12 protein-coding genes are annotated in these 13,726 nt (G+C 65.6%); 3 read left to right on the top strand and 9 right to left on the bottom strand.

Annotated features, from left to right (window positions below; translation table 11 throughout):
- The 4 genes from dnaE to RBT54_RS08415 form a co-directional block, all read right to left on the bottom strand.
- Positions 1-1,327, bottom strand: a 1,327-nt coding sequence (gene dnaE / locus RBT54_RS08430) for a DNA polymerase III subunit alpha (RefSeq protein WP_320366086.1), incomplete at its 3' end; no start/stop codon positions are given.
- A gap of 42 nt (positions 1,328-1,369) precedes the next feature.
- Positions 1,370-2,344, bottom strand: a complete 975-nt coding sequence (locus RBT54_RS08425; RefSeq protein ID WP_320366084.1) for a quinone oxidoreductase — start codon at positions 2,342-2,344, stop codon at positions 1,370-1,372.
- A gap of 70 nt (positions 2,345-2,414) precedes the next feature.
- Complete coding sequence (locus RBT54_RS08420; protein ID WP_320366082.1) at positions 2,415-3,659, bottom strand: phospholipase A; 1,245 nt, start codon at positions 3,657-3,659, stop codon at positions 2,415-2,417.
- Positions 3,660-3,788: 129 nt separating this feature from the next.
- Positions 3,789-6,083: an NADP-dependent malic enzyme gene (locus RBT54_RS08415; protein WP_320366080.1), complete on the bottom strand. Its 2,295-nt coding sequence runs from the start codon at positions 6,081-6,083 to the stop codon at positions 3,789-3,791.
- 347 nt (positions 6,084-6,430) lie between these two features.
- Between RBT54_RS08415 and RBT54_RS08410 the strand changes: the two genes are divergently transcribed.
- Complete coding sequence (locus RBT54_RS08410; protein WP_320366078.1) at positions 6,431-7,210, top strand: ParA family protein; 780 nt, start codon at positions 6,431-6,433, stop codon at positions 7,208-7,210.
- Between the two features lie 17 nt (positions 7,211-7,227).
- Here RBT54_RS08410 and RBT54_RS08405 read toward each other — a convergent pair whose 3' ends face one another.
- Complete coding sequence (locus RBT54_RS08405) at positions 7,228-8,304, bottom strand: AI-2E family transporter (RefSeq protein ID WP_320366074.1); 1,077 nt, start codon at positions 8,302-8,304, stop codon at positions 7,228-7,230.
- Entirely contained in the window at positions 8,301-9,653 is a 1,353-nt protein-coding gene (locus RBT54_RS08400) for a hemolysin family protein (protein ID WP_320366072.1), read from the bottom strand. The genes RBT54_RS08405 and RBT54_RS08400 overlap by 4 nt, the downstream gene beginning before the upstream one ends.
- A gap of 375 nt (positions 9,654-10,028) precedes the next feature.
- On the opposite strand from RBT54_RS08400, the gene RBT54_RS08395 reads away from it, so the two are divergent.
- Both RBT54_RS08395 and RBT54_RS08390 read left to right on the top strand, forming a co-directional pair.
- Positions 10,029-10,991 (top strand): TerC family protein, encoded by a 963-nt coding sequence (locus RBT54_RS08395; protein WP_320366070.1) that lies wholly within the window; start codon positions 10,029-10,031, stop codon positions 10,989-10,991.
- Between the two features lie 66 nt (positions 10,992-11,057).
- Entirely contained in the window at positions 11,058-11,912 is an 855-nt protein-coding gene (locus tag RBT54_RS08390; RefSeq protein ID WP_320366068.1) for an ion transporter, read from the top strand.
- On the opposite strand, the gene RBT54_RS08385 is transcribed toward RBT54_RS08390, so the two are convergent.
- From RBT54_RS08385 to RBT54_RS08375, 3 genes are all read right to left on the bottom strand, one after another.
- The gene (locus RBT54_RS08385) at positions 11,881-12,225 is read right to left on the bottom strand and encodes an SMR family transporter (RefSeq protein ID WP_320366066.1); all 345 of its coding nucleotides are present in this window, start codon (positions 12,223-12,225) and stop codon (positions 11,881-11,883) included. The genes RBT54_RS08390 and RBT54_RS08385 overlap by 32 nt on opposite strands.
- A 40-nt stretch (positions 12,226-12,265) precedes the next feature.
- Entirely contained in the window at positions 12,266-12,595 is a 330-nt protein-coding gene (locus RBT54_RS08380; RefSeq protein ID WP_320366065.1) for an FKBP-type peptidyl-prolyl cis-trans isomerase, read from the bottom strand.
- 122 nt (positions 12,596-12,717) lie between these two features.
- Positions 12,718-13,635 carry a restriction endonuclease gene (locus tag RBT54_RS08375; protein ID WP_320366063.1) on the bottom strand — a complete coding sequence of 306 codons (918 nt, stop codon included), beginning with the start codon at positions 13,633-13,635 and terminating at the stop codon, positions 12,718-12,720.
- Between the last annotated feature and the right edge of the window lie 91 nt (positions 13,636-13,726).

Here is a 13,726-nt window from a genome sequence, read left to right as displayed (position 1 = left end):
CCGCGTCCTTGCCGTAGCGCTCGCGCACGTACTCGATGACGCGGTAGCGGTTGTCCTGGCAAAAGTCGATGTCGAAGTCGGGCATCGACACCCGCTCCGGGTTCAGGAAGCGCTCGAACAGCAGCGCGTACTCGAGCGGATCGATGTCGGTGATGTCGAGCGAATACGCCACCAGCGAGCCCGCGCCCGAACCGCGGCCCGGGCCGACCGGCACGCCGTTCTTCTTCCCCCAGCGGATGAAGTCGGCCACGATCAGGAAGTAGCCGGGAAAGCCCATCTGGATGATGGTGTCGGTCTCGAACTTGAGGCGCTCTTCGTAGCGCGGACGCTGCTTCTCGCGCTCGTCCGGGTGCGGGTAGAGCTGGGCCAGGCGCCGCTCCAGGCCGGCCTTGGCCTCCTGGACCAGGAAGTCGTCCAGCGTCATGCCCTCGGGGGTCGGGAACAGCGGCAGGAAGTTCTTGCCGAGCTGCACGGTCAGCGAGCAGCGGCGGGCGATCTCGACGGCGTTCTCGAGCGCCTCGGGCAGGTCGGCGAACAGTTCGCACATCTCCGCCTGGCTCTTGAGGTACTGCTCCTCGGTGAAGTCGCGTGGCCGGCGCTTGTCGGCGAGCACGTAGCCCTGGGCGATGCACACCCGCGCCTCGTGCGCCTTGAAGTCATCGCGCTTGAGGAACTGCACCGGGTGGGTAGCCACCACCGGCAGGCCGAGGCGGCCGGCGATGTCCACCGCGTGGCGGATGTAGCGCTCGGTGCCGGGATGGCCGGCGCGCTGGACCTCGATGTAGAAGGCGCCCGGAAACAGCCGCGCCCAGTCGGCAGCGAGCTGCTCCGCCTGCTCGACATTGCCTGCGGCGATCGCCGCACCGATGTCGCCGCTCATCGCCCCCGACAGGCACAGCAGATCGGCCGCCGCGCCGTTCTCGAACCACTCGCGACGCATCTCGGCGCGGCCGCGGTGCTTGTTGTCGAGATAGGCGCGCGTGAGCAGCTCTGACAACTGGCCATAGCCGGCGCGGTTGCGGCAGATCAGCAGCACCCGCTGCGGCTTGTCGCGCTCGGCCTCGTTCTGGATCCACGCATCGACGCCGATGATCGGCTTGACGCCCTTGCCGCGCGCGCTCTTGTAGAACTTGACCATGCCGAACAGGTTGGCGAGGTCGGAGATGCCGAGCGCCGGCATGCCGTCGTCGGCCGCGGCGGCGATCGCCTGGTCGATCTGGACGATGCCGTCGGTGATCGAGTATTCGGAATGGAGGCGAAGGTGAACGAAGCGCGGAGCGCTAGGCACGAAGCCCGGCTCGACCGGGGTATGGGCTGCAGAATTCATGGCGCGGATTTTACCCGAGGCTGTCCGCCCCCGCCCTTAAACTCAGGGCAGCAGCACGGTCGAGCCGGTGGTCTTGCGCGCTTCCAGGTCGCGATGCGCCTGGGCGGCGTCCTTCAGCGCGTAACGCTGCATCACCTCGATCTTCACCTTGCCGCTGCGCACCACCTCGAACAACGCGGTCGCGCGCTCGAGGAGTTCCTCGCGAGTCACGATGTAGTCGGGCAGCCCGGGGCGAGTCACATACACCGAGCCCGCCTTGTGCAGCAGCGCGCAGTCGAAGGGCGCGACCGGGCCGGTGGCGTTGCCGTAGCTCACCATGGTGCCACGGCGCTGCAGGCAGGCGACCGAAGCGAGGAAGGTGTCGCGACCGACCGAGTCGTACACCACCGCCACCCCCTTGCCGCCGGTGAGCTCGCGCACACGCGCGGGGAATTTCTCGCGCGAATAGACGATCACGTGGTCACAGCCGAGCGCCTTCGCGCGCACCGCCTTGTCGTCGCTGCCTACGGTGCCGATCACGGTGGCGCCGAGCAATTTGGCCCACTGCACCAGGATCGAGCCCACGCCGCCCGCCGCAGCGTGCACCAGGATCGTTTCGCCGGCCTTCACCGGGTAGGTGGAATGCAGCAGGTAGTGCGCGGTGATGCCCTGCAGCATCATCGCCGCCCCTTGCTCGAAGGCGATCTCATCGGGCAGCACGACGAGGTGGCGCGCGGGAATGGTGCGCACCTCCGAGTAGGCGTCGAGCGGGCCGTTGGTATAGGCCACGCGGTCGCCCACCTTCACCTCGCTCACCCCCTCGCCCACCACCTCGACCACGCCCGCGCCTTCCATGCCGAGGCCGGAGGGGAGCGCCAGCGGATACAGCCCGCTGCGGTGATAGGTGTCGATGAAGTTGAGCCCCACCGCATGATGGCGAAGGCGGACCTCGCCAGGACCGGGCGGCGGCGGCTCGACCGCCTCCCACTGCAGGACCTCGGGGCCGCCGGTGCGGTGAAAACGGATCGCATGAGTCATGGGTGATCTCCTCGTCTGGCTTGTTGCGCCGCCCTCGAGGGGCCGCGTCGATCGGGGCGGTTGGGCACGTTCAGCGTACCAGCGAAATTCCCAGCCGGTACTGCGTCTCCTTGTTCTCGTCGTACTCGAGCAGGGTTTCGCCGTAACCCTTGAAGGCCTGCAGGTGAACGAACGCTCCCACCCCGGAGAACACGCTGCGCCGCAGCGGGTAAGACAGGTCGAACTGGGTCCCCATCTTGCCCTCCGTGCCGCGCCGGATCAGGGTCGAGAACATCAGCGCGTCGTCGCGACCGATGCGCAGGCCGAGTTCGGCATGGCCACGGTAGCGCGCGATGTCGGGGTTGTCCTCGCGATCGAGGTAGGTCCACACCTTGGGCGCGATGCCGACATACGTGCCGGAGTCATCCACCCGAATGCGCGCATCGGCACGCACGAACAGGGTGTCGATGCTGCGCGAGGGCATGTCCTCCTTGCCATTGGATTCGTGCTCGTAGCCACCGTACAGGGCGAGCGCGCCGCGCTGGTCAGGGTCGTCGAGCCCCCAGCGGTAGAACAGCGACGGCCGGAAGCTCGAATCGCGGAACGGCTTCGATTCGCCCTGCAGGTCCCACAGCGAGGTCTGGGTGAAGCCGAAGTACACCCCGCTCGCCACCGGAATCGTCTCCGCGACCACGCCCTGCTCGTCGAAGATGCGGTAGCGGAAACTGAACTGGAAGCGGGCGCTCACCGGGTCCTTGCCGCCGATGAGGAAGTACATCGGCTCATGGAACCCGAATGCCGACGGCTCGACCAGTGCCGGATCCGCGGGCACGTCGGCTACGCGCCCCATTGGCGCGACTGAGGAGGCGGGCGCCGCCGCGACCGGCGCGGCAGATGCAGTCGCTTCGCCCGCGCTCACCCCGCCCGCAGGCGCGGGGGCCGGTGCCGAAACCACGCGGGTCGCCGCGCCGCCATCGAGCAGCAGGCGCGCCGAGGGGTGGTCGGTGAGCGCGAGCGTGGCCACGCCCGCCACCTCCATCGGCCAGCGCGCAAAGTAGCGGCGCTGGCGCGCATTCGCCTCCGCCCTGCCGATCGCCACCAGCTCGACCGCGATGCGCGGACCGCCGCCGGGCAGCTCGATGCTCGCGGGCAGACGCGCGGGCCAGTTCGCCGCCCTGCCGTCGCCGATCACCACCACCTCGAAGCGCTGGCCAGGCACGACCTGCAGCGCAGGGGCCGCCAGCAGCCAGTCGGCGGCGACTGCCACGGGCGCGGTCAGGACGAGCACGCCCGCGAGCAGCAACGGGCGCAGGAGGAACGATCTAGGATTCTTCATCGGACACTTCCGCTACGACAGGAACAAAGCGGGGCAGCCCCTCGCAGGACTGCCCCCGAAAGCTTCACCGCGGGCGTCACGCGCGACGCCCGCGCAGGGGCAGCGCCAAACACGTGCCGCCCGATCGCATTACAGGCCGGCGTTGCGCGTCTCCTTGGCGTCCACCACCGCGAGCGCGGTCATGTTCACCAGGCGACGCACTGTGGCCGACGGGGTGACGATGTGCACCGCCTTGGCTGCGCCGAGCAGGATCGGCCCCACCGACACGCCATCGCCGTTGGCCATCTTCATCAGGTTGAAGGAGATGTTGGCAGCGTCGAGATTGGGCATCACCAGCAGGTTCGCCTCGCCCTTGAGGCGCGAGTCCGGATGCAGCTTGTCGCGCATCTCCACCGAGAGCGCCGCGTCGCCGTGCATCTCGCCGTCCACGTTGAGGTCGGGCGAGGTCGCGTGCAGGATCTCGCAGGCCTTGCGCATCTTGCGTGCCGAAGCCGAATTCGAGCTGCCGAAGTTCGAGTGCGACAACAAGGCGACGTTCGGCTCGATACCGAAGCGGCGCAGCTCGTCGGCTGCCATGCGGGCGATCTCGGCAACCTCTTCGGCACTCGGGTTCTCGTTCACATAGGTGTCGGTCACCGCCAGCATGCGCTTGGTGAGCAGCAGCAGGTTCATCGCCGCGAACTGCTTGGCCCCGGGCGCGAGGCCGATGACGTCGGCTACCTGCTTGAGGTGGTAGTCGTAGGAGCCGAAGGTGCCGCACACCATCGCATCGGCATCGCCGCGGCGCAGCAGCATGATGCCGATCAGCGTCGTGTCGCGCCGCATCTTGGCCTTGGCCAGGTCCGGCGTCACGCCGTCACGGCTCAAAAGTTTGTAGTACTCGTTCCACAGCTCGCGGTAGCGCGGATCGGACTCCGGATTCACGATCTCGAAGTCGCGCTCGGGCACCAGGTTAAGACCGATCTTCTTGATCCGCATCTCGATGACCTCGGGACGACCGATGAGGATCGGACGCGCCAGACCTTCGTCGAGCACCACGCGCACCGCGTGCAGTACGCGCTCGTCCTCGCCTTCGGCGTAGATCACGCGCTTCTGTTCCATCGGCACCGCCTTGGCGGCCGAGAACACCGGCTTCATGACGATGCCCGACTGATAGACGAAACCGTTCAGGCTGGTGACGTAGGCGTCGAAATCGGCGATCGGCTTGGTCGCCACGCCCGAATCCATCGCCGCCTTCGCCACCGCGGGCGCGATCTTGACGATCAGGCGCGGATCGAAGGGCTTGGGGATGATGTATTCGGGGCCGAAGCTCAGCTCCTGGCCGCCGTAGGCGCTGGCGACGATGTCGCTCGCCTCGGCTTCGGCGAGCTCGGCGATCGCCTTCACGCAGGCGAGCTTCATCTCCTCGTTGATCGTGGTCGCGCCCACATCCAGCGCGCCGCGGAAGATGAAGGGGAAGCACAGCACGTTGTTGACCTGGTTCGGGAAGTCCGAACGGCCGGTGGCGACGATGCAGTCCGGGCGCACGGCCTTGGCATCGGCCGGCAGGATCTCGGGGTTGGGGTTGGCTAGGGCGAAGATCAGCGGCTTGTCGGCCATCTTCGCCACCATCTCGGGCTTGAGCACGCCCGCGGTCGACAGGCCGAGGAAGACGTCGGCGCCGATGATCGCCTCACCCAGGGTGCGCGCGGCCGTTTCCTGAGCGTAGCGCGCCTTGGTGGGCTCCATGTTCTCGTCGCGGCCCTGGTAGATGACGCCCTTGGAGTCACAGACGAAGATATTCTCGCGCTTGAGACCGAGGCTGACCATCAGGTCGAGGCAGGCGATCGCCGCCGCACCTGCGCCCGAGCACACCAGCTTGACCTTGTCGATGTCCTTGCCGATGACCTTGAGACCGTTGAGCAGGCCCGCCGAGGAAATGATCGCGGTGCCGTGCTGATCGTCGTGGAAGACCGGGATCTTCATGCGCTCGCGCAGCTTCTTCTCGATGTAGAAGCACTCCGGCGCCTTGATGTCCTCGAGGTTGATGCCGCCCAGCGTGGGCTCGAGGGCGGCGATGATGTCGATCAGCTTGTCGGGGTCGTTCTCGGCCAGTTCGATATCGAAGACGTCGATGTTGGCGAACTTCTTGAACAGGCAGCCCTTGCCTTCCATGACCGGCTTGGATGCGAGCGGACCGATGTTGCCCAGGCCGAGCACCGCGGTGCCGTTGGTGACCACCGCCACCAGGTTGCCGCGGCTGGTGAGCTCGAAGGCTTCGGCAGGGTCGGCAACGATCGCGTCGCAGGCCGCGGCCACGCCCGGCGAATAAGCAAGCGCAAGGTCACGCTGGTTGGTGAGGCCCTTGGTGGGCACGACCGAAATCTTGCCGCGCGTGGGCGAGCGGTGATAGTCGAGCGCAGCGGTGATGAAATCCTGATCCATGTTCTCCCCTCTCGGAACACTGAGGTTTATGTTGTGGCTGTGTCGTGACGCCGCACCGATCTAACGGGATCGGCACGGCACGTGTCGGCCGGGCAGCACGGACACGGGTCCATCGTTCGGGATGTTCGCAAAGGCTTTGTTATTGTTCGCGCCAGCATGACGCGGGAACGGCCTCGAGTGACGTCGCGGGAGTTTAGCGCAGCCGCCCCCCCTTTGGCAGGACCGCCGTGCAATGACGCCTGTCCGCGTCAATGAAGCAAGCGCCCCGGACTGCCGTGCTTTTGGCAGAATGCGGGCTCCGGGCGCGGCGATCCCACCACGCCTGCAAACAACACGGGGAGACCTTCATGCGGCGAGTGGTGTTCAATCAGAAGGGCGGCGTCGGAAAATCGACGATCACCTGCAATCTGGCGGCAATCAGCGCCCAGCAGGGCAAACGCACCCTGGTCGTGGACCTCGACCCGCAGGGCAACTCCACCCAGTACCTGCTGGGCGCCGCCAGCGACGATCTCGATGTCACGCTGGCGGACTTCTTCGACCAGACGCTCAACTTCAAGCTCAACCCGCGCGCCACTGCCGAATTCGTCGTCGCCACGCCGTTCGAGGGCCTGCACGTCATGCCCTCGCATCCGCTGCTTGAAGAACTGCAGGGGAAGCTCGAATCGCGCTACAAGATCTACAAGCTGCGCGACGCACTGGAAGAACTCTCCGAGGACTTCGACTGCGTGTACATCGACACGCCGCCCGCGCTCAATTTCTTCACCCGCTCCGCGCTGATCGCTGCCGATGCCTGCCTGATCCCCTTCGATTGCGACGAGTTCTCGCGCAGGGCGCTGTACTCGCTGCTCGAAAACGTGCAGGAGATCAAGGCCGACCACAACCGCGACCTGCAGGTGGAAGGCATCGTCGTCAACCAGTTCCAGCCGCGCGCCAGCCTGCCGCAGAAGGTGGTGCAGGAGCTGATCGACGAGGGCCTGCCCGTGCTGCAGCCCTATCTGTCGGCCTCGGTGAAGATCAAGGAATCGCACGAGCAGGCCAAGCCGATGATCCACCTCGACCCCAAGCACAAGTTGTCGCAGGAATTCGTCGCACTGCACGACACGCTGGTGCGTAAGTACGGCACCTGAGGCTGCGCCCCGAGCTTTCAGCGCGGCGGCGCCAGCCGCCCGAACTGGGACTCCTCGAGCCATTCCCGCCACACCGCCATCAGCACCGCCAGCACCACCGGGCCGAGGAACAGGCCGACCAGTCCGAACGCCGCCAATCCGCCAAGCACGCCGAACATCACCAGCAGGAAAGGGATGCGGGTGGCGCTGCTGATGACCAGCGGGCGCACCAGGTTATCGACCCAGCTCACCACCAGCGCGCCCCACAACAGCAGACCGATGCCCTCGACGGTGTTGCCGCTGACCAGCAGCCACACCCCGATCGAGCCCCAGGCGAAGGGCGTGCCGAAGGGGATCATCGCGATCATCGCGGTGACCGCGCCCATCAGCACCGGCGCCGACACCCCCGCCCACCAGTATCCCAGGCCCGCAACGATGCCCTGGCCGATCGCGGTGGCGATCAGCCCCCACACCACCGCCTTGGTCATGCCGCCCACGGCGGCCAGATAGGCATCGACCCGCTCACCGAGGAAGCGGCGCAGCACCGCCACCACTTGCGCAAGCAGGCGCTCGCCATCGCGGTAGAGAAAGAACACCGTGATCAGCGCAAAGCCAAGCTTCGCCGCATTGCGCCCGACGTCGCCGATCAACGCCACCAACTGGTCGCTACCCTGGCTCACCCACTCGGTCATCCGCGTCCTGAGGGCCTCTGGATCGCGCGTGAGGTCCTCGATCAGGGCCTGCAGGCCGTCGCCGATCCACGGCAGCGAGCGCACGAAATCCGGCAGCACCAGCGAGCCCTCCTTGATCTGTGCCGTCACCGCCGCAATCGCCACTCCCACCTCGGTGCGCAGCAGCATCCCCATCCACAGCCCGGGCAGCACGAAGGCCGCACTCAGCAGCAGCGTCATCAGCAGCGCGCTCAGGGTGGGATAACGCCGCATCGAGGCCCGTAGCCGACGGTAGGCCGGCCAGGTGGCGAAGGCAAGGATCACCGCCCACGCCACCGGCACGATGAACATGTGCAGCACCGCGTAGCTCAGCAGCAGCAGGCCACCGAGCAGGAAGCCCAGGATGACGCGGCGGACGACCTTTTCGGCGACCTGGTCGATCATGCGTCGTCGTTCCGGTCCGCCGCCGCGTCGGCTTCCTGCTGGGCACCGAGCACTTCGGCCGGCGCGGGTTCAGGCAGTTGCGTCGCCAGCACCTTGTCGATGCGCTTGCCGTCGAGGTCGATGACCTCGAGCCGCCAGTTCTCCCAGGTGGCGATGTCGCCGGTGCCCGGCAGGCGACCGAGCAGCCACATCACCATGCCCGACAGCGTGTGGTAGCGGCCCTTGTCCTCTTCCGGCACGGTCCTGATGCCGAGGCGGTCCTTGAGCTCGACGATCGGGATCAGGCCGTCGAGCAGCCACGACCCGTCCTCACGCTGCACCGCCCAGGCCTCCTCGGTGTCGTGCGGCAGGAATTCGCCGGTCACCGATTCGATCACGTCGTGCAGCGTGACCATGCCCTGGACCTCGCCGTACTCGTCGATCACGAACACGGTGTAGGTGCCCGAAGCGCGGAACTGGTCGAGCAGCTCCATGCCGGTCAGTGACTCGGGCACGTACACCGCCGGCTGAAGCTCCTTCGTGAGGTCGATCACCTCGCCGCGCAGGGACTGGTTGAAGAGTTTCTTGGCGCTGGCGATACCGAGGATGTCGTCGAGCCCGCCGCGACACACCGGGAAGCTGGAATAGGCCGAGGACGCCACCCGCTCGAGGTTCTCCTCGAGCGGGTGCGCGAGGTCGAGCGAGACGATGTCGGAGCGCGGCACCATCAGCGAGGCGATCTGGCGGTCGTCGAGGCGGAACACGTTGCGCACCATCTCGTGCTCGCTCTTCTCGATCACGCCCGCCTCGGAGCCTTCGACCAGCATGGCGTGGATCTCCTCCTCGGTCACGCTGGGCCCGGCGATCTCGCGCTGCCCCATCAGACGCAGCAGCAGCGCAGTGGAGCTGGCGAGCAGGTAGACGAACGGGCGCGACGCGACCGACAGCACGTTCATCGGACGCGCCACCAGGCGGGCGATGCCTTCCGGATCGATCTGGCCGATGCGCTTGGGCACCAGCTCGCCGACCACGATCGACACGTAGGTGATCACCACCACGACCAGCACGGTCGAACCGATCTCGCTCACGCGCTGCTCAAGGCCCAGGCCCTGAAGCCATTCAGCGAGCGGCCCGGCAAGCGCGGCCTCACCGACGATGCCGTTGAGGATGCCGATCGAGGTGATGCCGATCTGGATCGTGGACAGGAAGCGGGTCGGGTCATCGCCGAGCTTGATCGCCACCTCGGCCGCGCCGTCACCGTCCTGGGCAAGCCGTGCGAGGCGTGCCCGGCGCGCGGTTACGAGCGCAATCTCGGACATGGCAAAGAGACCGTTGAGCACGATGAGAGCGATGAGAAAGACGATTTCCATGGGATCCGGACGATAGAAAAAAAGGCGCCGGCAGCCCACAAAGGATGGCAGGCGAACCGGATGCCGCCGATCATGCCCGAGCCGTTACGGGGTGTCGACCGCGGGGCACCGGCCGCCTTCACACGCACCGCTTGACATTGCCGCAGCGCAACAGACACACTCCGACCAATCAAGGGGAGTAGCTTTTTCGCCGCGGCATCGTCAATACGGTAGGCCGGTCGCCAGACCGCCTCCCGGTGCCGGGGGCAACGACGGAATTCGCTCGTTCGTTGCAAGCGAGACCTTGCCCAAGGGCAAGGTCCGTGCGCGCAAGGCATACGCAAGGGTCTGTGTCCTTCGGGAACAGGCCCTTTTTGTTTTGGTGTGGAGCGCGCGATGGAATCGATCGGAACGTGGTGGATGTGGGCGGCCTTCGCCGCGATCGTGGGGACGATGCTGCTGGTGGACCTGTTCGCCTTCGGTGGCGGCAAGCAGCATCGGGTGTCGCTGAAGGAGGCAGCGGGCTGGTCGCTCGCCTGGGTCACGGTGTCGCTGCTTTTTGCCGCCGGCCTGTGGTGGTATCTCGACGGCACTCTCGGGCGCGCGCTGGCCAACGAGCAGGCGCTCGCCTTCGTCACCGGCTATCTGGTCGAGAAGTCGCTCGCGGTCGACAACGTCTTCGTGTGGATGATGATCTTCAGCTTCTTCGCGGTGCCGCTGGAACTGCAGCGCCGTGTGCTGCTGTACGGCATCGTCGGCGCGACCATCCTGCGCACGATCATGATTTTTGCCGGAAGCTGGCTGATCACCGAGTTCCACTGGCTCCTCTACCTCTTCGGCGCCTTCCTGGTCGCCACCGGTATCAAGATGGTGTGGTTCGCCGAGCACGACCCGGACCTGGAGAAGAACCCCTTCATCCGCTGGATCCGCAGCCACTACCCGGTCACCGAGAAGCTCGAGGGCGAGCGCTTCTTCGTGATGCGCGACGGCGTGCGCATGATGACCCCGCTCTTCCTCGCCCTGGTGCTGGTCGAGATCTCGGACGTGATCTTTGCGGTCGACAGCATCCCGGCGATCTTTGCGATCACCACCGACCCCTTCATCGTGCTCACTTCCAACCTCTTCGCCATCCTCGGTCTGCGCGCGATGTATTTCCTGCTCGCCGACCTCGGCGACCGCTTCGAGCTGCTCAAGTACGGCCTGGCCGCGATCCTGGTCTTCATCGGCACCAAGATGCTGATCGTCGACTGGGTGAAGATCCCGGTGCTGGTATCGCTCGCGGTGGTCGGCACCCTCCTCGCGATCGCGGTGGTGGCGAGCCTGTGGCACAGCGGGCGCAAGGAAGCGCAAACAACCTGATCCACGATTGCGGCCGCGGCACACCTGCCTCGCGGCCACCTCCCTCGTTCTCTCAGAGAATCTCAAATGACCTCGACTCTCCAACGCCTCGTCGAATCCGCCGCCTTCCAGCGCTTCATCATCGTCGTGATCATCATCAACGCGATCACGCTCGGCCTCGAGACCTCAACCACCGCGATGGAAAAGGCCGGTGGCCTGCTGCTCGCGCTCGACCGCAGCGCGCTTGCAGTGTTCGTGGTCGAGATCGCGCTCAAGCTCTTCGTGTATCGGCTGCGCTTCTTCCGCAGCGGCTGGAACGTGTTCGACTTCATCATCGTCGCGCTCACCCTCGCCCCCACCGGCGAAGGCCTGCAGGTGCTGCGTTCGCTGCGCATCCTGCGCGCGCTGCGCCTCATCTCGGTGGTGCCCTCGATGCGCAAGGTCGTCAATGCGCTGCTCAAGGCCATCCCCGGCATGGGCTCGGTGCTCACCTTGCTGCTGCTCGTGTTCTACGTCGCCGCGGTGATGACGACCAAGCTCTTCGGCGCCAGCTTCCCGGAGTGGTTCGGCACCATCGGCGCCTCGTTCTACACCCTGTTCCAGGTCATGACCCTGGAGTCGTGGTCGATGGGCATCGTCCGCCCGGTCATGGAGGCCTACCCGCTTGCGTGGATCTTCTTCGTCGTCTTCATCCTGCTCACCACCTTCGCGGTGCTCAACCTCTTCATCGCCATCGTCGTGGATTCGATGAGCACGGTGGAGCACGAGGAGCAGGAGCAGACCCGCGAGCTGGTGAGCATGGACCACGACGCGGTGCTCAGCGAGCTGCGCGCGATCCGCGCCGAGCTGGCAGCACTGCGGAGCGCCGGCGCCGACGCACGCCTGCCTGGCGACGGCGGACTGAGCACGCTCAGTGCGGCATCGACTTCGAAAACAGATTGACCACCATCACCCCGGCGATGATCAACGCCAGCCCGATCATCGCCGGCAGGTCGAGCGCCTGGCCGAACACTCGCCAGCCGATCAGCGAGATGAGCACGATCCCCAGCCCGCTCCAGATCGCATAGGCCAGCCCCACCGGAATCGTGCGCAAGGTCAGCGACAGCAGCCAGAACGAGCCCAGGTAGCACACCGCCATGCCGAGCGTGGGCCACAGCCGGGTGAACTGCGCCGACTTCTGCAGCAGCGTGGTGCCGATCACCTCGAGCACGATCGCGCTCAGAAGCGTGGCGTAGGCCGAAACGAGCGGACTCATCGGCATGGGTGCCGCCGGCGCGCGTCGGACGAATGCACGCTCAGCGCTTGACCTCGAGCAGCTCGATCACGAAGTTCAGCGTGCTGTCGGGCGGAATCTTTCCCGCGACGCCACGGCCGCCGTAGGCGGTCTCCGGCGGGCACACGATGCGCACCGCGCCGCCCGGCTTCATCTGCTGCAGCACCTCCTGCCAGCACGGAATCAGCGCCTCGAGCGGCAGCTCGGTCGGGCGGCCGCGGCTGTAGGAACTGTCGAACTCCTTGCCATCGGCGAGCGTGCCCTGGTAATGCACCCGCACCACGTCCGCGAGTGTCGGCGGCGAACCGGCCTCGCCCACACGGTAGGTCTCGACGGTGATGCCTGAGGGCAATATCGTCGTTTGTGGCCCCGCGGAAAAGGCAGGAGGCATTGCCAGTAATGCTAGAAACGCGACGAGTCGAGCCATGAGCCACCCCATAAATTTAACTGTCCAAGCCTGCCGACACCGCTGCTCTAGTCGCCTTCGAAATAGTCGGAGTCCACTTTCTTCAACTCATAGACACCGAGCATCGACACGCCGACATTGTGATCCACCATCAGCGTGGCAAGGCGTTCGCCGTCCAGCAGAATGATCTTAGTGTTGATGATGCTGGCGTACTCTTCCGCTTCTCGGCTGAAATTTGAAGTGGTGATGAAGACCCCTTTGGTCGCTCTTTGCCCTTGAAGTGCTCCAGCGAACTTCTGGATTTCAGGCCGACCAACGGTCCCCTCCCATCGCTTGGCCTGAATGTAGATCGCATCGAGTCCAAGCTTGTCCTCTTTGATGATGCCGTCGATGCCACCATCACCACTCTTGCCAATGGCTCGACCTGCATCACGCCGCGAACCACCGTAACCCATCGATACAAGCAGATCGATCACCAGCCGTTCAAAAAATGCCGGTGATGAGCCTTTCACCTGATCAAGCAGGTCGGCTTCGAGACTCTTCCGGAGCTTTTGATAGGCCGCGGCAAGCGCATCCTCCGGAGTGAGGTCTTCGTTCACAGCTTCAGCCTGCTCGCGCGTATCGCCTTCGCCTCGTTCGCGTCTTCGATTGCGAAATGCCAGGAAAGCCTCGTAGCGCTCAAGCGTCGAGGTATCAATTCGATCCGGCCCTCGGGCAAGTAGCTCAGCCCCGGACTCAGAGATCCTGAAGATACCCCGCTTTACCGACTGAATCAGACCAGCCTGCTTGAGGTAGGTCCTGGCCCAGCCCACTCGGTTATCGAAAACAGGTGCAGTACCACTCGGAAGAAGTTCGCCGCGCTCGGTATCCGTCAATCCGAACTGTGCAGCCAAGTGCTCCACTGCGTCACGAAAACGGTGTTCCCCGCCATCACCGGCGAGGCGCAGCAAAGGGTGCATTAGCGTTTGGTAGTCGGGAATCGGCATTGGCAATTTTGTGTTGGGGGTGGCTCCCTGAGCAAGCCCGCTCGGGTGCCCCACGGAATGCCCGCTTGGCCTGAACAAGGCATAGCTCAAT

Origin of the sequence: Thauera sp., from assembly GCF_034003485.1 — a bacterium.
Lineage (GTDB): Bacteria > Pseudomonadota > Gammaproteobacteria > Burkholderiales > Rhodocyclaceae > Thauera.
This window is presented reverse-complemented; position numbering and strand designations above follow the sequence as displayed.

Excerpts from the sequence above, each read along its gene's own strand:
- RBT54_RS08425 (WP_320366084.1), bottom strand. The coding sequence starts at position 2,344 with ATGACTCATGCGATCCGTTTTCACCGCACCGGCGGCCCCGAGGTCCTG.
- RBT54_RS08420 (WP_320366082.1), bottom strand. The coding sequence starts at position 3,659 with ATGAAGAATCCTAGATCGTTCCTCCTGCGCCCGTTGCTGCTCGCGGGC.
- RBT54_RS08415 (WP_320366080.1), bottom strand. The coding sequence starts at position 6,083 with ATGGATCAGGATTTCATCACCGCTGCGCTCGACTATCACCGCTCGCCC.
- RBT54_RS08410 (WP_320366078.1), top strand. The coding sequence starts at position 6,431 with ATGCGGCGAGTGGTGTTCAATCAGAAGGGCGGCGTCGGAAAATCGACG.
- RBT54_RS08405 (WP_320366074.1), bottom strand. The coding sequence starts at position 8,304 with ATGATCGACCAGGTCGCCGAAAAGGTCGTCCGCCGCGTCATCCTGGGC.
- RBT54_RS08400 (WP_320366072.1), bottom strand. The coding sequence starts at position 9,653 with ATGGAAATCGTCTTTCTCATCGCTCTCATCGTGCTCAACGGTCTCTTT.
- RBT54_RS08395 (WP_320366070.1), top strand. The coding sequence starts at position 10,029 with ATGGAATCGATCGGAACGTGGTGGATGTGGGCGGCCTTCGCCGCGATC.
- RBT54_RS08390 (WP_320366068.1), top strand. The coding sequence starts at position 11,058 with ATGACCTCGACTCTCCAACGCCTCGTCGAATCCGCCGCCTTCCAGCGC.
- RBT54_RS08385 (WP_320366066.1), bottom strand. The coding sequence starts at position 12,225 with ATGAGTCCGCTCGTTTCGGCCTACGCCACGCTTCTGAGCGCGATCGTG.
- RBT54_RS08375 (WP_320366063.1), bottom strand. The coding sequence starts at position 13,635 with ATGCCGATTCCCGACTACCAAACGCTAATGCACCCTTTGCTGCGCCTC.